The 17,003-nt window shown below is 71.8% G+C and carries 13 protein-coding genes; 6 read left to right on the top strand and 7 right to left on the bottom strand.

Annotated elements, in window-relative coordinates; translation table 11 throughout:
- Nucleotides 1–77: 77 nt before the first annotated feature.
- Nucleotides 78–209 (bottom strand): hypothetical protein, encoded by a 132-nt coding sequence (locus Adu01nite_RS48400; protein WP_275414622.1) that lies wholly within the window; start codon nucleotides 207–209, stop codon nucleotides 78–80.
- A 170-nt stretch (nucleotides 210–379) separates the two neighbouring features.
- Complete coding sequence (locus tag Adu01nite_RS07400; protein WP_239132210.1) at nucleotides 380–1,294, bottom strand: serine hydrolase; 915 nt, start codon at nucleotides 1,292–1,294, stop codon at nucleotides 380–382.
- 178 nt (nucleotides 1,295–1,472) lie between these two features.
- Between Adu01nite_RS07400 and Adu01nite_RS07395 the strand changes: the two genes are divergently transcribed.
- The 6 genes from Adu01nite_RS07395 to Adu01nite_RS07370 are packed head-to-tail and all read left to right on the top strand — an operon-like array spanning nucleotide 1,473 to nucleotide 10,387.
- Entirely contained in the window at nucleotides 1,473–3,017 is a 1,545-nt protein-coding gene (locus Adu01nite_RS07395; protein WP_203725771.1) for an APC family permease, read from the top strand.
- Nucleotides 3,014–3,850 carry an urea amidolyase associated protein UAAP1 gene (locus tag Adu01nite_RS07390; RefSeq protein WP_203725770.1) on the top strand — a complete coding sequence of 279 codons (837 nt, stop codon included), beginning with the start codon at nucleotides 3,014–3,016 and terminating at the stop codon, nucleotides 3,848–3,850. Before Adu01nite_RS07395 ends, Adu01nite_RS07390 begins: the two co-directional genes overlap by 4 nt.
- Nucleotides 3,847–4,485, top strand: a complete 639-nt coding sequence (locus Adu01nite_RS07385; RefSeq protein WP_203725769.1) for an urea amidolyase associated protein UAAP2 — start codon at nucleotides 3,847–3,849, stop codon at nucleotides 4,483–4,485. The genes Adu01nite_RS07390 and Adu01nite_RS07385 overlap by 4 nt, the downstream gene beginning before the upstream one ends.
- A gap of 55 nt (nucleotides 4,486–4,540) precedes the next feature.
- A complete protein-coding gene (gene uca, locus Adu01nite_RS07380; RefSeq protein WP_239132209.1) occupies nucleotides 4,541–8,062 on the top strand; it encodes an urea carboxylase in 3,522 nt (1,173 codons plus the stop codon).
- The gene (gene atzF, locus Adu01nite_RS07375; RefSeq protein WP_203725767.1) at nucleotides 8,059–9,720 is read left to right on the top strand and encodes an allophanate hydrolase; all 1,662 of its coding nucleotides are present in this window, start codon (nucleotides 8,059–8,061) and stop codon (nucleotides 9,718–9,720) included. The genes uca and atzF overlap by 4 nt, the downstream gene beginning before the upstream one ends.
- Before the next feature lie 4 nt (nucleotides 9,721–9,724).
- Nucleotides 9,725–10,387: a TetR/AcrR family transcriptional regulator gene (locus Adu01nite_RS07370; protein WP_203725766.1), complete on the top strand. Its 663-nt coding sequence runs from the start codon at nucleotides 9,725–9,727 to the stop codon at nucleotides 10,385–10,387.
- A gap of 1 nt (nucleotide 10,388) precedes the next feature.
- Here the strand turns inward: Adu01nite_RS07370 and Adu01nite_RS07365 are convergent, their stop codons facing one another.
- Genes Adu01nite_RS07365 through Adu01nite_RS07345 form a run of 5 tightly spaced genes read right to left on the bottom strand, consistent with a single transcriptional unit; the run spans nucleotide 10,389 to nucleotide 16,986 of the window.
- Nucleotides 10,389–11,945, bottom strand: coding sequence for an amylo-alpha-1,6-glucosidase (locus tag Adu01nite_RS07365; protein WP_203725765.1), 1,557 nt, complete (start codon nucleotides 11,943–11,945; stop codon nucleotides 10,389–10,391).
- Nucleotides 11,942–12,088 carry a hypothetical protein gene (locus Adu01nite_RS07360; RefSeq protein ID WP_203725764.1) on the bottom strand — a complete coding sequence of 49 codons (147 nt, stop codon included), beginning with the start codon at nucleotides 12,086–12,088 and terminating at the stop codon, nucleotides 11,942–11,944. Before Adu01nite_RS07360 ends, Adu01nite_RS07365 begins: the two co-directional genes overlap by 4 nt.
- Entirely contained in the window at nucleotides 12,085–13,290 is a 1,206-nt protein-coding gene (locus tag Adu01nite_RS07355) for an ROK family transcriptional regulator (protein ID WP_203725763.1), read from the bottom strand. The genes Adu01nite_RS07360 and Adu01nite_RS07355 overlap by 4 nt, the downstream gene beginning before the upstream one ends.
- Nucleotides 13,291–13,300: 10 nt before the next feature.
- The gene (locus Adu01nite_RS07350; protein ID WP_203725762.1) at nucleotides 13,301–14,677 is read right to left on the bottom strand and encodes a ricin-type beta-trefoil lectin domain protein; all 1,377 of its coding nucleotides are present in this window, start codon (nucleotides 14,675–14,677) and stop codon (nucleotides 13,301–13,303) included.
- 2 nt (nucleotides 14,678–14,679) lie between these two features.
- Nucleotides 14,680–16,986, bottom strand: a complete 2,307-nt coding sequence (locus tag Adu01nite_RS07345) for a glycoside hydrolase family 2 TIM barrel-domain containing protein (RefSeq protein ID WP_203725761.1) — start codon at nucleotides 16,984–16,986, stop codon at nucleotides 14,680–14,682.
- Nucleotides 16,987–17,003: the final 17 nt, after the last annotated feature.

Genomic DNA, 17,003 nt, shown 5'->3' with positions numbered 1-17,003 from the left:
ACGAGGCTCACGATGGGGTTCGGCGTCGATGACCTCGCTCGGCGCCGAGCGGCCGACAAGAGCGGTATCTCCGGTCCTCAGACCTCGGTGGTGGCTTGGACGGCGAACGGGTTGAAGGCCCAGATCGGTGCGCCGGAACGTGGGACGGCGAAGGCATACCAGTTGTCGCCGAGCGGCTCGAAGGTGGCGTCGCGGGCGGTGTCTCCCATGCGGGGCGACGGCTTGACGCCGGGCGAGCATCGGCGGCCACCGCCCACAGCACCATGGCCACCCGCAACCAGGTCAGGTAACCGCCCGGCAGGACCACGGCGTACAGCAGGGCGGCCGCCGCCAGGAGGGACAGGGCGATCGGCCACCAGGTGCGTGATCGGCTCACCGCTCAGTAGCCGAGCGACTGGCGGGTCTGCTTGGCCACCTTCTGGACCAGGGTGATGCCTGCCTGCATGGACTTGTTGTCGTGGGACAGGACGGCGATCGAGACGTTGACGTCGTCGTCGGTGAGGCGGCCGATCGTGTTGACCGCCCACAGGCCGCCGTCGGCCGACCGGGTGTCCCAGCCGTTCTTGACGGTTGCCGTCTCGCCGGACTTCGCCACCGACGGGACACCCCAGTCCTGTGCACTGGAGACCGTGCTCATCAGCTCGAAGATCGTCTTGCGGGAGGCGGAGTTCAGCGGGCCGGCCGTGTCCACGAACTCGCTCAGCAGGCGGGTCTGGTCGTTGGCGGTGGTCTTGGTCAGGCCCCACGCGCTGTTGACCGTGGTGTGCGTCAGGCCGAGCTTACGGTTGCAGGCCCCGACGCCGGACCGCCCGCCGACGTGCTGGAACAGGCTGGACGCCGCGTTGTTGTCGCTGAGCCGGATCATCGGCTTGGCCAGCGCCATCTCGCTCGCGGTCGGCGCGTGCCCGGCGGTCTGGTCGTGCAGCAGCATGCAGGCGAGGATCTGGGCCTTCACGATGCTCGCGGTGTCGAAGCTGACGGTGCCGCGGTAGGCGTACTTCTTGCCGGTCTTCTTGTCGAGCACGGCCACCGAGAACGAGCCCGGCACCTTGGCCAGCGCCGCGTTCAGCTTCTTGGACTGCGCGGCCCAGTCGGTCGTCGCGGCGGCGCTCGGCGACGAGGAGGCGGGCGGGCTGGGAGATGGCGAGGCCGAGACCGAGGCCGAGGGTGCGGCGGACTGGGCGCTCACCCACGAGGGGTTCGCGGTCGACGACGCCTGGTCGTCTCCGGAGCCGCAGCCGCCGAGAAGGGTGGCCAGGACAGTGGCGAGGATGACGTAGCGGGATCGCTGCACCCGTGCATAGTGCCCGGCGAAGACCGATCGATCAAACCGGCGCCCGGCTCGCGGTCATCGCGAATTAACGCCGCGGAACCGGCCCGTAACGCCGCGGAACTTCATCCGGAACACCCGGACCCCAACCTCAGGACCATTACCTGTCGGACGACAGATAACACCCGCCGGAGGTGGAGTCGTGACTGCAACGGACGTCGACCCTGGTCATATCGGCTACAAACAAGAACTGCATCGGGGCGTCGGGACGTTCGCGTCCTTCGCCGCGGGTTTCTCCTTCGTCTCGATCCTGACCACGGTCTTCCAGCTGTTCGGGCTGGGCTTCCTGCTGGGCGGGGCATCGTTCTTCTGGTCCTGGCCGGTGGTGTTCGCCGGGCAGCTGTGCGTCGCGCTGTGCTTCTCCGAGCTGGCCGGGCGCTGGCCGGTGTCCGGGGCGATCTTCCAGTGGTCGAGCCGGCTGGCCGGGGTCAGCTGGGGTTTCTTCACCGGCTGGATCATGGTGATCGGGCAGATCCTCACCGTCGCCGTCGCGGCGATCGCCATGCAGGCCGTGCTCCCGGCGATCTGGTCGGGCTTCCAGCTGGTCGGCGGCTCGGCCGCCGACTCGTCGATCCTCTCCGCGACCGGGGCGCAGAACGCGATCATCCTCGGTGTCATCCTCCTCGCGATCACGACGCTGGTGAACGTGCTCGGCATCCGGCAGATGGCCGCGGCCACCAGCGCGGGGGTCGCGATCGAGATCGTCGGCGTGGTCGTCCTCGTCGGCGTGCTGTTCGCGCTGTCCGAGCGGGGCCCCGGGGTGGTGCTGCACCACACCGGCTGGACCGGCGAGGGCCACTACTTCTTCGCCTGGCTGGCATCGGGGCTGATGGCCGCGTACGTCATGGTGGGTTTCGATTCGGCGGGCGAACTCGCGGAAGAGACGCACGCGCCGCGCAAGACCACGCCGAAGACGATCATCCGGGCGCTGACCACCTCGGGCCTCGGCGGCGGCCTGCTGATCCTGGCCGCGCTGATGTCCGCGCCCAGCCTCACCGACGGCAACCTCTCCTCGGCCGGGCTGTCCTGGGTGCTCACCGAGCGGCTCGGCAACGTCCCCGGCCGGCTGCTGCTCTGCTGCGTCGCCGTCGCGGTCTTCGCCTGCACGCTGGCCTGCCAGACCTCCGGCGCGCGGATGATGTACTCGATGTCGCGCGAGGGCGCGTTCCCGTTCGGGAAGGCCCTCGGTAAGGTCTCGCCGCGCACCGGCACGCCGATCCTCACCTCGATCGTGGTGGGCGTGGGCGCGGCGATCGCGCTGCTCGTGAACATCAACTCCACGACGATCTTCACGGCGCTGTCCAGCATCTGCATCGCGATGCTCTACATCGGCTACCTCGGGGTCACCCTCCCGCTGCTGGTGGTGCGGATCCGGCACCGCAACACCGACCACTTCCCGGCCGGGGTGGACGAGGACGGCAAGCCGCTGTTCTCGATGGGCCGGTTCGGGCTCGCCGTCAACATCGTGGCGGTGATCTACCAGGTGATCATGGTGGTCAACCTGATGTGGCCGCGGACCGAGATCTACGACCTGTCGCCGGACGGGAACTGGGCCCTGCAGTACAGCGCCCTGCTGCTGGTCGCGGCCGTCGTGGCGATCGGCGCCGGCTACTTCGGCTACAAGCGGCTGCACCGCACCATCGACCTGGTGCATGTGCCGCACACCCACGTGCCGGCCGAAGCATGAGCGTACGCGCCGAGCACCGCACCGACAGTGTCCTCAACGCGCGCGACGACGCCCGCGCGCAGACCGGGCTGAGCAGCGAGTGGATGCCGTACCTGCCCGCGTCGACCAGCCCGTTCGTGCCCGACGGGGTCGATCCGGCCGGGCTCACCTGGGCCGAGACGGTCGCGCCGGGCGGGTACACGCACAAGGTGCTCGCCCGGGGCTCCCGGCTGCGCCTGGACGACCCGACCGGCGAGGCGTGCGCGCACCTGCTCGTCTACAACGCGCTCGAACCGGTGGAACGGCTGAACGTGGCCGACACCCTGAAGATCCCCTGGCAGGCCTATCTGAAGGCGGGCACGCCGCTGCTCTCCGGCGACGGGCGGGTGCTGGCCGGTGTGGCCGAGGACTCCTCGGGGCGGCACGACGCGTTCTGCGGCACCACCACCGAGGCCTGGAACGCGCAGAAGTACGGCGACGCCCGGCCGGAGGGGCCGTCGCCGGCCGGGCGCAGCCTGTTCGTCAAGGCCGCCGCCAAGCACGGCCTCACCCGGCGCGACCTGCCGCCGAGCGTCAGCTTCTTCCAGGGCGTCCGGGTCGCGGCCGACGGCGCCCTGGACTGGCTCGGCTCGGCCGGGCCGGGTACGCACGTGACGCTGGTGGCCGAGCTGCCGCTGCTGGTCCTGCTGGCCAACGTCGCCCACCCCCGCGACCCCCGGCCGGATTACACGGTCGGGCCGCTGCGGGTGCACGCCTGGCGCGGCGAGCCCACCGATCCGCGGGCCGGTGCGACCCCGGAGATGCATCGCGCCTACCTGAACACCATCGACTATGCGGAGGCGCGCGGGTTATGACGGAGTCTCTTGTCGCCGGTGACGTTGTCCGCGACGAACGGGTGGTGCCGAACGCGTCCTGGTCGGGTGTCGTCGCGGCCGGGGAGGTGCTCACCATCGTCGACGTCGGCGGCAACCAGTCGGCGGACTGCCTGATCTACAACGCGCACGATCCGGACGAGCGGTACAGCGTGCCCGACACCCTCGCGTGGCAGGGCAACGCGTACGTGCGTACCGGAACCGTGCTTCGCAGTAATGAGGGTCGTGCGCTGATGACGGTCGTCGCCAACGAGATCGACCGGCAGGACACCATCGGCGGGGCGTGCGGCAAGGAATCGAACACCCTGCGCTACGGCCACCACGTGATGTTCCATCACGGCTGCCGGGAGAACTTCCTCTCCGAGGGGGCCAAGCACGGTTTAGGCGTACGCGACCTGGTGTCGAACTTGAATTGGTTCATGAATGTCCCTGTCGAGCCCGATGGAGCGCTCGGCATCGTGGACGGGATGTCCGGGCCGGGCAAACGGGTGGCGGTGCGGGCCGAGATGGACGTGCTGGTGGTCGTCTCGAACTGCCCGCAGATGAACAACCCGTGCAACGACTTCAACCCGACGCCGCTGCAGATGATCGTGGTACGCCGTGAGCGCGAGGAGTGAGCCGGTTTTGCGAGCCCCGCAGTCGCGAACGAAAGGCGGCTCAGCCTTGAGTGCCGTGCTGATCGCCAATCGGGGCGAGATCGCCCGGCGGATCATCCGGACCGCGCGCTTGTTGTCCCTGCGCACGGTTGCGGTGTTCTCCGACGCGGACCGGGCCGCGCCGCACGTGCGCGAGGCCGACGTCGCGGTCCGGCTCGGTCCGGCTCCGGCCCGGGACTCCTACCTGCGCCGCGACCTGATCCTGGCGGCCGCCCTGGACAGCGGCGCCGAGATCATCCATCCCGGCTACGGGTTTCTCTCGGAGAGCGCCGAGTTCGCCCGCGAGGTTGAAGCGGCCGGGCTGAGGTTCGCCGGGCCGACACCCGAGCAGATCGTCGCGTTCGGCGCCAAGCACACTGCCCGAGCCCTGGCCGAGCAGGCGGGGGTTCCGCTGCTGGCCGGCACCGGGCTGCTCGGCTCGGCCGACGAAGCCGTTGCCGCGGCGGTGGCGATCGGCCTGCCGGTGATGCTGAAGGCGACCGGCGGCGGGGGCGGCATCGGCATGCAGGCCTGCGCCACGGCCGACGAGGTGCGCGCCGCCTTCGACCGGGTCGAGGCCCTGGCCCGGGCCAACTTCGACTCGGCCGGGGTCTTCCTCGAACGTCTCGTCCGGCCGGCCCGGCACGTCGAGGTGCAGGTCTTCGGCGACGGCGCCGGCCGGATCGCGGTGCTCGGCGACCGGGACTGCTCGCTGCAGCGCCGCAACCAGAAGGTGATCGAGGAGGCGCCCGCCCCGGGCCTGCCTTCCCACATCCGGGAGCGGCTGCATGACAGCGCCCGGGCGCTGCTGGCCACGGTCGACTACCGGGGCGCCGGCACGGTCGAGTTCGTCTACGACCCGGTCCGGCAGGAGGCCGCGTTCCTGGAGGTCAACACCCGGCTGCAGGTCGAGCACCCGGTCACCGAGGAGGTGTTCGGGGTCGACCTGGTCGCGCTGCAACTGCAACTGGCCGGCACCGGATCGGTGGACCCGGCGGTGTTCGAGCGGGACTGGCAGCCGACCGGGTTCGCGGTCGAGGCGCGGGTCTACGCCGAGGACCCGGCGAAGGACTCGCTGCCGTCGTCCGGACTGGTCACCCGGGCGGAGTTCCCGGCGGGCGTACGGGTGGACAGCTACGTCGAGACCGGCCTGGACGTGTCGCCCTACTACGACCCGATGCTCGCCAAGATCATCGCGACCGGCGGCACTCGCGACGAGGCCCTCGACCGGCTCGGCGCGGCGCTGGACGCGACCCGGATCGACGGCATCGTCACCAACGTGGGCCTGCTGCGCTCGCTCACCGACGAGGCCGCCCTGCGCGCCGCCACCCACTCCACCACGACGCTCGGATCGGGCAAAGACCCCCGGCCACGGATCGACGTGCTCACCCCCGGGCCGATGACCACCGTCCAGGAGCTGCCCGGCCGGCTCGGCTACTGGCACGTCGGGGTGCCGCCGAGCGGGCCGTTCGACGCCGTCTCGTTCGCCGAGGCGAACCTCGCCGTCGGCAACCCGGCCACCGTACCGGCCCTCGAAGTCACCGCCGGTGGCCTGTCGGTCCGGTTCTCCACGCCGACGACCGTGGCGGTTACCGGCGCGCCGGTGCCCCTGACCGTCGACGGCGAGCCGGTGGAGCTGTGGACCGCTCTGTCCGTGCCGGCGGGTGGGGTCCTGACCCTCGGCGAGTGCAAAGGTCCCGGACTACGCTCCTACGTCGCGGTCGGCGGTGGCCTGGACGTGCCGTCCTATTTGGGCAGCGCGGCCACGTTCACGCTCGGCGGGTTCGGCGGCCACGGCGGCCGGGCGCTGCTCGCCGGCGACGTGCTGCGCCCCGGTGTTGGTGAGAAGAGCGCGTCGCTACCCGGGCCCCGCCCGCACCTCACCGACACCTGGCAGATCGGGGTCACCGAAGGACCGCACGCCGCGCCGGAGTTCTTCACCCGCGCCGACATCGACGCCCTCTACGCCACCGACTACCAGGTGCACCACAACTCGGCGCGGACCGGCATCCGCCTGATCGGCCCGAAACCCACCTGGGCCCGCCCCGACGGCGGTGAGGCCGGCCTGCACCCGTCCAACATCCACGACACCCCGTACGCGGTCGGCGCCCTCGACTTCACCGGCGACACCCCGATCATTCTCGGCCCCGACGGCCCGTCCCTGGGCGGCTTCGTCTGCCCGGCCGTGGTCGCCAGCGGCGAGCTGTGGAAACTCGGCCAGCTCCGGCCGGGCGACACCGTCCGGTTCGTGCCGGTCCGCGAGGCCGACGCGGCCGCTCTCGCCGACCGGCGCAGCGCCCCGGCGGTCATCACCCGGGGCGGCGACGGCGACGACGGCATCCTCGGCCGGGTTTCCGGTGAGGTGGAGGTCACCTACCGGCGCGACGGCGACGACAACGTGCTGGTCGAGTACGGCCCGATGGAGCTCGACCTGGCCCTGCGCATGCGGGTGCACGCGTTGCAGGAGACCCTCGAACGGCACCGGCCGGCCGGGATCCTCGACATCACCCCCGGCATCCGATCGTTGCAGGTGCACACCGACGCGAGCGTGCTCAAGGCGCGCGACGTCGCCGCCCTGCTGCGCGAGCTGGAGGCCGAGGTGCCGCCCACGCACGAGCTGGTCGTCCCGTCGCGTACCGTGCGGCTGCCGCTGAGCTGGGACGACCCGGCGACCCGGCTGGCCATCGAGCGGTACATGGCCGGCGTCCGCGACGACGCGCCCTGGTGCCCGTGGAACATCGAGTTCATCCGCCGGATCAACGGCCTGGACACCCCCGACGACGTCTACCGCACCGTGTTCGACGCCAGCTATCTCGTGCTCGGGCTCGGCGACGTCTACCTGGGCGCGCCGGTCGCCACCCCGCTCGACCCGCGGCACCGCCTGGTCACCACGAAGTACAACCCGGCCCGCACGTGGACGGCGGAGAACTCGGTCGGCATCGGCGGGGCGTACCTGTGCATCTACGGCATGGAGGGCCCTGGCGGCTACCAGTTCGTCGGCCGTACGGTGCAGATCTGGAACCGTTTCCGCTACCGCGACCAGCCCTGGGCGCTGCGGTTCTTCGACCGCATCGAGTGGTATCCGGTGACCGCCGACGAGTTGCTCGAGCTGCGCGCCGAGAGCGACGCCGGCCGGCTCGCTCTCGACACCACCGAGGGGTCGTTCTCGCTGGCTTCCTACAACGCTTTTCTGGCCGAGAACGCCTCGTCGATCGACGCGTTCCGGGCGCGGCAGTCGGCGGCGTTCGAGGCGGAGAAGCAGCGCTGGCGGGCGTCCGGCGAGTTCGACCGGCGCGACCCGGAACCGGCCGCCGCGGCCGAAGAGGTGGCCCTGCCGGCCGGGTCCACCGCGGTGACCGCCCCGTTCACCGCCACGGTCTGGCAGTTGAACGCGGTGCCCGGCGACGTGCTGGCCGCCGATGATCCCGTGCTGTCCCTGGAGGCGATGAAGATGGAGGCGAAGGTGACCACACCGGTACGCGGCACCCTGGTGGAGCTGTACGTGAAGGCCGGCGAGCAGGTGGCGCCCGGCCAGATCCTCGCGGCGGTCCGGCCGTGAACCGCGTCGCCGCCGCCCTTGACCGCATCGAGGCGGCCGACCGCCCCGAGATCTGGACCTCGCTCCGCGACCGGGCCTCGGTTCTCGCCGAGGCGGCCGCGGTGGATCCGGCGTTGCCGCTGGCCGGCCTGGTTTTCGCGGTCAAGGACAACATCGATGTGTACGGGCTGCCGACCACCGCCGGTGCCGCCTCCTACGCCTACCAGCCTGATGCGGACGCCACCGCGGTGGCCCGGCTGCGCGCGGCGGGCGCGATCGTGCTCGGCAAGACCAACCTCGACCAGTTCGCCACCGGCCTGGTCGGCACCCGCAGCCCCTATGGCGCCGTCCGCAACGCCTGGGACCCGGCGCGCATCTCCGGCGGCTCGTCGTCCGGGTCGGCGGTGGCGGTCGCGCTCGGCCTCGTCGACTTCGCACTCGGCACCGACACGGCCGGCTCCGGCCGGGTGCCGGCCGCCCTGAACGGGATCGTCGGCGTGAAACCGACAAAGGGCCTGGTCCCGGTCACCGGCGTGGTGCCCGCCTGCTACTCGCTCGACTGCGTGACCGTCTTCGCCCGCGACCTGACCCTGGGCCGGACCGTCGCCGAGCTGATGGAGGGCGTCGACCCGGCCGATCCGCTCTCGCGTTCTGGTGAAACGGCGCCGGCCGCGCCGGCCCGCCCCCGGATTGCCGTTCCGGCCGCTTCTTATTTGGCGGATCTTGCGCCCGGGTGGCGGGAGGCGTTCGCGGCCGCCGTGAGCCGGTTCGCCGCAACCGGCGCCGAGATCGTCGAGGTCGACGTGGCACCCCTGCTGGAGGCGGCGTCGCTGCTCTACGACGGTGCGTTCGTGGCCGAGCGGTACGCCGCCGTCGGCGCCCACCTGGAGAAGCACGCCGACCTGATCGGCACCGACCTGGACCCGGTTGTCGCCGGCATCGTCCTCGGCGGCAAGGAGAAGACCGCCGCCGACTGGGCCACCGACACGGCCCGCCTCGCCGCGCTGAGCGCCGCCGGCCGGGCCGCGCTGGCCGGCTGCGACGCCCTGCTCACCCCCACCACGACATGGCACCCGACCCTGGCCGAGGTGGCCGCCGACCCGGTCGGCGCCAACGCCCGGATGGGCCGCTTCACCAACTTCGCGAACCTGCTCGACTACGCCGCCCTCGCGGTGCCGGCCGGGTTCGCCGGCGGGCTGCCGTTCGGGGTGATGCTGACCGGGGCCGCCTTCACCGATCGCGCGCTGGCCGACCTGGCCCGCCGCTTCGCCAACCCGGGCATCGACCTGTTCGTGGTCGGCGCCCACCTGACCGGCCAGCCGCTGAACGTCCAGCTCACCGCAGCCGGCGGCACCCTGGTCGCGGCCACCGCCACCGCGCCGAACTACGCCCTGCACGTGCTCGACACCGTCCCGCCCAAACCGGGCCTGGTCCGGGTCGGCGACGGCGGGTGCAGCATCAAGGGCGAGCTGTGGCGGCTCCCGGCCGACGGCTTCGGGGCCTTCGTCGGCGCCCTGCCGTCACCGATGGCGATCGGCCGGGTGACGCTGATCGACGCCACCTCGGTCAGCGGCTTCCTGGTCGAACCGGCGGCGCTGGAGAACGCGCCCGATATCAGCCACCTCGGCGGGTGGCGCGCCTACCTGGCCGCACCCGCGGGGAGCGCCGTGACAGGCTGAGGTCATGAAGGCTCGACCGGGGCGCCCGCGCCATGCCCCCGAAGCGGCGCCCGCGGGCACCACCGCGCGCGAGCAGATCCTGGACGCGGCGGCCGCGCTGTTCGCCGAGCGCGGCTTCGCGGCCACCACCACCCGGCTGATCGCCGAGCGGGTGGGCATCCGGCAGGCGTCGCTCTACTACCACTTCGCCGGCAAGGACGACCTGCTCATCGAGCTGCTGACCACCTCGGTCCGGCCCAGCCTGGACGCCGTCCGCCGGGTCGAAGCACTCGCGCCGGCCGCCACCGCGCTCTATCTGCTCGCGCTGATCGACGTGGAGACCCTCAGCCGGACGCCGCACAACATCGGCACGCTCTACCTGCTCCCCGAGGTGCAGCACGAGCGGTACGACTCGTTCCGGGCCGAGCGCCAGGAGCTGCAGGACGCGTACGGCCGGTTGGGCGCCCGCGCGGCCAGTCCGGAGGTGCTGGCCGGCCTGAGCGCGCCGCGCCTCGGCGAGCTGCTCATCCAGGTCACCGAGGTGGTGATCCAGCTCCGCCGCACCCGCGAGCCGGACAGCGCCGACGCGCAGGCGATCGCCGCGTCGTGCCTGCGGTTGTGCGGCTGCCCACCGGCCACGATCGAGAAGGCCCGCACCGAGGCCGCCGAACTCCTGGTGCACGCCTGAGCTATGGCCTGGCCAGCACCAGGAACACCGAGGCGGTCCAGGTCATGCTCGGGTCGCGCAGGGCGGCGCCGGTGCGGGCGTCGAAGTTCTCGGCCATGCCGGCGGCGGCGCAGGTGGCCAGGAAGCGCCGGGTGATGTCGTCGGCCAGGTCGGGGCGGCCGCCGCGGCGCAGGCCGTCGACGAGCAGCATGGTGGTGGGCGCCCAGATCGGGCCGCGCCAATAGCCGTCGGCGACGTAAGAAGGGCTGTCCGGGGGTTCGGTCGCCGGGCCGTGCTCGGTCAGGTAGCCGCCGTCGAGCAGCCGCTGCACGGTGGCGTCGAACTGCGTCTTCGGCAGCAGGTCGCCGAGGACCAGCGGCATCAGGGTGAGCAGGCTGTCCGACTCGATGACCCGCTGCGAGACGGTGTGCCGGGCGACGAAGCGGCCGCCGGCCCAGAAGTGGTCCGACATCGTGCGCCGCGCCGTCGCGGCCCGTGCGGACCAGCGCCGGGCGTCGTCCGGCCGGTCGAGGCGGCGGGCGATGCGGGCGAGGGCGGTCATCTGCAGGCTCAGTAGGGCGAGCAGGTCGGGACTCTGCACCGGCACACCCTCGGCGAACACGGTGGAGTTGTCCCAGCCGGAGTCGTTGCCGTGGTAATACGACGGAACGGCGCCCCGGTGCTCGAACCACCAGTCGGTCCAGCGGCCGAGCGGTTCGTAGAGGGCTTCGATCGCGTCGTCCGGCAGGCCGTTCCGGTCCATCAGCCACGCGATGGCCCAGCCGTGCACGGGCGGCTTCACGAAGTTGCGTTCCACCCCGGCGTCGTTGACGTAGTCGGGCAGACAACCGTGCTCGTCCTGATGGTCGAACAGGGTGCGGATCTGGTCGGCGGCTGCGGCCGGGTCGCGCCACAGGGCCATCGCGTTGAAGCAGTGGTCCCAGCTCCAGATGTTGGTCATCCGGTTCTTCGACATCAGCATCGACTCGCGGCGCAGCATCCCGCCGGCCGGCACCATCGCCGCCCAGGTGACGAAGGCCGCGAGCCGATGGGGACCGCCGTGCCGCGCCTGCCAGGCCGCGAAGTCGGCGTCGGCGTCCGCGGCCACGGCGTCGAGATCCTCCACCGGGCCGGCCGGGGCGGCGCTGCCGTACTCGTCGACAACCAGCAAAGCCGGCCCGGTGACCAGCAGCCGGGCCCCGGTGGTGCGTTCCCCGTCCCAGGTCGCGTCGAGCCGGGCGGCGCCGTGGACGACCCGGATCCGGTAGTTGCGGTTGGCGCCGGCGTCGACGAACCGCCACGCGACCGGGCTCTCCTCGAGCACCACGTCGTACTGGTCGCGGACCTGGATGCCGAGGGTCTGCGGGCCGGCGGTCCGGATCAGGGCGCGCCCGCTGCCGGCCAGGACCACCTCGGCGCCGTTGGTCAGCGTGAGCCGGCCCGGGTTGACCTCGGCGACGCCGGTGCCGAGGTGCAGGAGTTCCCGATTCCGGGCGTCGCCGCGGACGGTGCGCAGGTAGACGCCGTCCGGGAGCGCCGACACCGCGTAATAGGAGCCGCGCCGGGAGAAGGGCATCATGTGCGGAGCCGGACGTGTGCACCGGCGGCGACCCGGACCACCTGGGGCGCGCCACCGAGGTCGAGCCGGAAGGTGCGCGAAGTGGCCGCCAAGTTGTGCAGGGCGAACAGGAAGACCGGCCCGGCCGGGAAGTGCAGGGTCATCTCGGGGTGACCCCGATCTCGGCGAGGTGACCTTCCAGGGCGAACGTCGCCGCGCCGAGGCTGACCGGATTGCCGTTGATCCGGCACAGGCTGATCTCGGTGTGATTCAGCGGCCGCTTCAGGGCATGCCGCCCCAGCAGGGCCCGCGCCCGGGTCAGCAGCGGCTCGCCGAGCTTGGCCGCCACCCAGCTGGAGAGCACGACGACCTCGGGGTTCACGATGTTGATCAGATCGGCGATCGCGACCGCCAGGTAGCGGGCCGTCTCGTCGACCACCGCCACCGCCACCGGGTCGCCGGCGCGATGCGCCTCGGCCAGGGCGTCGATGGTGGCGGTCTGATCGTCGGGGTGCAGCAGCGGGCTGTCCGGCGCGATCTCCCGCAGCTGCGCCATGATGCCGGGCGCACCGACGTACGCCTCCACGCAGCCCCGGCTGCCGCAGCGACACTGACGCCCGTCCATCACGAGGTTGGTGTGCCCCCACTCGCCGGCGCTGTTGGTGGCCCCCCGGTGCAGCTGCCCGTGGAAGGCCAGCCCCGCGCCGACCCCGGTGCCGAGGGTGAGGACGGCGACGTCGTCGTGGCCGCGGCCGGCCCCGAACCAGAGCTCGGCCAGCACCCCGGCGCGCAGCGGATTGTCCAGGTAGAGCGGCACGTTGAGAGTCGCCGCGAGTTGGTCGCGCAGGGGGACGTCGTGCCAGTCCCAGTTCGGCGCGAAGATCGACACGCCGCCGTCCCGGTCGACCTGCCCGGGAACGCTCACCCCGACCCCGAGGAGCTGGTCGAGGCCGACCTCGGCCCGCTCGGCCACCGACCGCAGGCTGGACACGATGTGCGCGACCACCTGCGCCGGGCTGCTCTCCTGCCGCGGGTCGAGCGGCTCCTCCACGCTGGCCAGCACCTGCAGGCCGGTGTCGAAGAGCTCGACGTGCACGTACGTCTCGGCGACGTCGACGCCGGCCAGGAAGCCCCCGGACCGGCGCGCGGCGACCAGCGCGCGCGGCCGGCCGCCGCCGGAGTCCTGGAAGCCGACCTCTTCGAGCAGCCCGGCCTGGAGGAGCTCGCCGACGAGGTTCGACACGGTGGCCAGGCTCAGGCCGGTGTCGGCGGCCACCTCCTGCCGCGACACCGGGCCGTCGGCGAGGATGCGCCGGAGCACCTCGAAACGGTTGGCGACCCGGATATCGCGAGAGGTGCGTTTCATGATCCTGATCCTAGGGAGTCTGACCGCGGGCCCAGGTCTGCGTGGCCGCACCGGAGCAGGGTGCCAGCACGACGGTGCCGCCGTCCGGAGCGTCCAGGCATCCCGCCGTGTTGGCGACGGTCTGCTGAGCGGTGAACGTCCACTGCTGGTCGGCGGCGCCGGTGCAGGCGCCGATGGTCACCCGGTCGCCGGCCGTCAGGCATTTGCTGCCGTAGACGGTCACCGTCCCATCCGCTTCCCAGTTGTACGACTGGTTGCCGCCGCCGTTGCAGTCCCACAGGTCGAGCCCGGTGCCGTCGGTGGTGCTGAAGCCGGGCACGTCCAGGCAGCGGCCGGACGCGGTGTTGACCAGGGCCTCGCCCGGGGGCGCGGCCGGGTCGTCGTTGGTCGGCTCGGTGGTGCCGAACCCCCAGCCCCAGCGCAGCTGGGCGACGCCGGATGCGCTGTTGTTGACCAGGTGGCCGTCGGCGCCGACCGAGGTGATCGAGTACGAGTCGCCGAAGCGCAGGCCGGGCCAGTAGACGATGCCCATGTGCTGAGCGCGCGCGGTCTCGGTGAGCGCGGCGAAGTACGCCGTCGAGGTGTTCCCGTCGTGGGCGCCGTAATTCAAACCGATCGTCATCGGTGCGCCGGCCTCGTCGATGATCGTGCGATACCCGTACGAGCCGATCCGCGGTGTCAGGTTGGCCAGCCACGCCGACTTCGCGGTGTCGCTCGCCCAGAACCCGTAGAAGTGCAGGGAGAGCAGGGTGCCGCGGAGTTCCGGTGCCGCGCCGACCCCGGTCACGTTGTCGTTGTAGCCGGTGCCGCTGACCACGATCCGGCCGCGGGGCACCGGCCGGTGCCGGGCGATGAAGCCGGTGTTGACCGCCACCCACGCCTCGAGGGTGTAACCGTGCGGCTCGTTCATCGCCTCGAAGTAGACCCGCGAATTGCGGCCGTACTCCCGCACCACCGTGTCCCACATCCGGTTCCAGGCGCCGACGTCGTCGATCAGCCCGTCCTTGCTGGTGTCGGCCTCCCAGTAGCTGAGGATGACCTTGTCGCCGGCCGCGGTGGCGGCGTCGATCGCCGCCCGGTAGGAGCGCCACCAGGCGGTGCCCACGCTGGCCGGATTGATCGGCAGGCGCAGCGTGTTGGCGCCGAGGTTCCTGCGGAAGTCGCCGACCATGCGGGTGGCGGTGCGGTAGACGGTGCGGTAGTCGTCGGCGGTGGACAGGCCGCTCGGCACCACCGCGTCGCTCGCGTAGTTGTCGCGCGGGTCGGCCCAGTTGACGCCGCGGAAGTCGCTGGTCCCCACGGGCGACGGGGGTTTCGCTTGGGCCGCACCGGCCAGCATGACGGAGGCGAGCGCGCCGAGCGCCACCGCGCGGATCAGAGAACGCATGGTCATCTCCATTCGGAATGGTCGAGTCGGACGTCGGCGACGCCGGGTGCACTCAGCGTCACGACCGTCGACGGGCCGCCGCGCACGTAGACGATCACCCGGCCGTCGTGCGTGCACCGCGACGGCTGCGGGTAGGGCGTCGGATCGCCGAGGTCACCGTTGTCCAGGCCGAGCAGGTCCCCGCCGGACACCTCGGCGGTGACGAGCCGGTCGTCGGCGGCGACGTTCCCGTCGGCGTCGCGCAGGGTGACCTCGATCTGGATCACGTCGCCGGCCACCACGACCCCGGCCGGGACGTTCCACACCCGGGCGTCGATCGACGCGGCTTTGCCGCGAGACCCCAGAGCATCAAGAACCGACACTTCTTGCGTACGCCCCACCAGGGTCAACGGCTCTTCCCGGTACGGCACGGTCGCGCGCCACCATCCCGCGGTGTCGTCGAAGGCCAGCGGGAACGTCTCGTCGCCGCAGGTCAGCACGACCTCGTCGGTGTTGGCGAAGCAGAACACCTCGACGTCCTGCCCGGGCTCGTGGTCCCACCTCCGGGCGAGGTCCGGGCCGGTGACCAGGTAGACCATCGGCTCGTCGGACCACCACGACCGGCGCAGGTGATAGGCCGGTTTGTCGAAGCCGGCGGTGGTGAGCAGGCCGGCCGGCGAGCCGTGCACGGGCCAGCCGTGCGCCTCGCCGAGGTAGTCGATCCCGGTCCAGAGGAACTGCCCGGCGACGTAGTCCTTGTCGGCGACGTGCCGCCACGCCTCGTAGGAGTGCCCGTTCTCGGAGCCGACCAGCGGCTGCGCCGGGAAACGGGCGTGGTCCGCGTCGTACAGCTGCTCCTTGTAGTTGTAACCGATCAGGTCGAGACCCTCGAGGAGCCCGGTCCGGCTGGACAGCTCGGGGAACGCCGCGGCGAGCGTGACCGCCCGGGTCGGATCGGCCGCCCGGACCAGCTCGATCAGCCGGGCCGCGATCGTGGTCAGGCGGCGCATGTCCGGCCGGGCCGGGTCGTACACCCGCTCGGCGGCCGGTTTGGACGCGTCGTTGTTGCCGGTCATCTCGGCGAACAGCGGGCTCGCGTAGGGGTCGTTCGGGTAGTCGACCTCGTTGCCGATGCTCCACGCGATCACCGACGGGTGGTGCCGGTGCGCCTCGACCATCGCGGTGAGGTCGGCAGCGTGCCAGGCCGGGAAGCTCGTCGCCGGTCCCTCGTGCCGGGGCGGGTAGACGTTGTGCCCCTGCCACCACTTGTTCTTCGCGTTCTCCCACTCGTCGAACGCCTCGTCGATCACGTAGAAGCCGAGGGCGTCGCAGAGCGTGTAGAGCTCGGGGGAGTGCGGGTTGTGCGCCATCCGGACCGCGTTGGCGCCCATCGCCTTCAGCGCGAGCAGCCGCCGCGCCCAGACCGCCGCGGGCACCGCCGTGCCGAGCACGCCGGCGTCCTCGTGCAGGCACACACCCTTGAGCGTCTGCGGCTCGTCGTTGACGAAGAAGCCGTGATCCGGGTCGAAGCGGACGGTCCGAAGACCGACGATCAGCTCGTACGCGTCCCCGCCCGGCCCGAGCGTGGAGGTCAGCCGATACCGGTGCGGGTGGTCGGCCGACCAGAGTTCCGGGTCGGCGATGCGTTCGACCGTCTCGACCGTGCGGGTGGCGCCGGCCGGCACCGCCACCTCGGCCGCGAACCGGTGGACCGCATCGGTGGTCAGCGACCGCAGCTCGTGGTCGATCGTGACGGTCGTGTCCCGGTCGCCGTCGTTGACCACGGTCTGACGCAGGCGTACGCAAGCATCGGTGTTGATCGTTTCGATGGTGGTGCCGTGCTCGGCCAGGTGCACGGCTTCGCGGATCTCCAGGTCGACCTGGCGGGTGAGGCCGGCGCCGTTGTACCAGCGCGAGTCGGACACCTCCGTGCGGTCGACGCGGACCGCGACCACCAGGTCGTCGCCCGGCGCGTAGCCGAGGATCTCGGTGAGGTCGAACGAGAAGCGCGCCCAGCCGGAGGGCCGCGCGCCGAGGTGGTAGCCGTTGACCCAGACGTCGGCGTTCTTGTAGACGCCGTGGAAGACCAGCCGGAGCCGCTGCCCCGGCGTCAGGTCGAGGGCCGCGAGGGAGACGTGGCCGCGGTACCAGCCCACGCCGCCCGGGAGGTAGCCGGTGCCGCTCGACATCGATGGGTCGAAGGGGTGCTCGACGCTCCAGTCGTGCGGCACGACGACGGTGCGCCACCTTTCGTCGTCAAAACCTTTTGCCCAGGCTTCGGGCTCGTCGGCCAGCAGGAACTTCCACCGGCGAATGGGGGAGGTGCGCACAGGCAGGAGACCTTCGG

The organism is Paractinoplanes durhamensis (assembly GCF_016862175.1).
Taxonomy (GTDB): Bacteria; Actinomycetota; Actinomycetes; order Mycobacteriales; family Micromonosporaceae; genus Actinoplanes; species Actinoplanes durhamensis.
The sequence above is the reverse complement of the archived record's forward strand: the minus strand, read 5'-3'. Positions and strand labels throughout refer to the sequence as shown.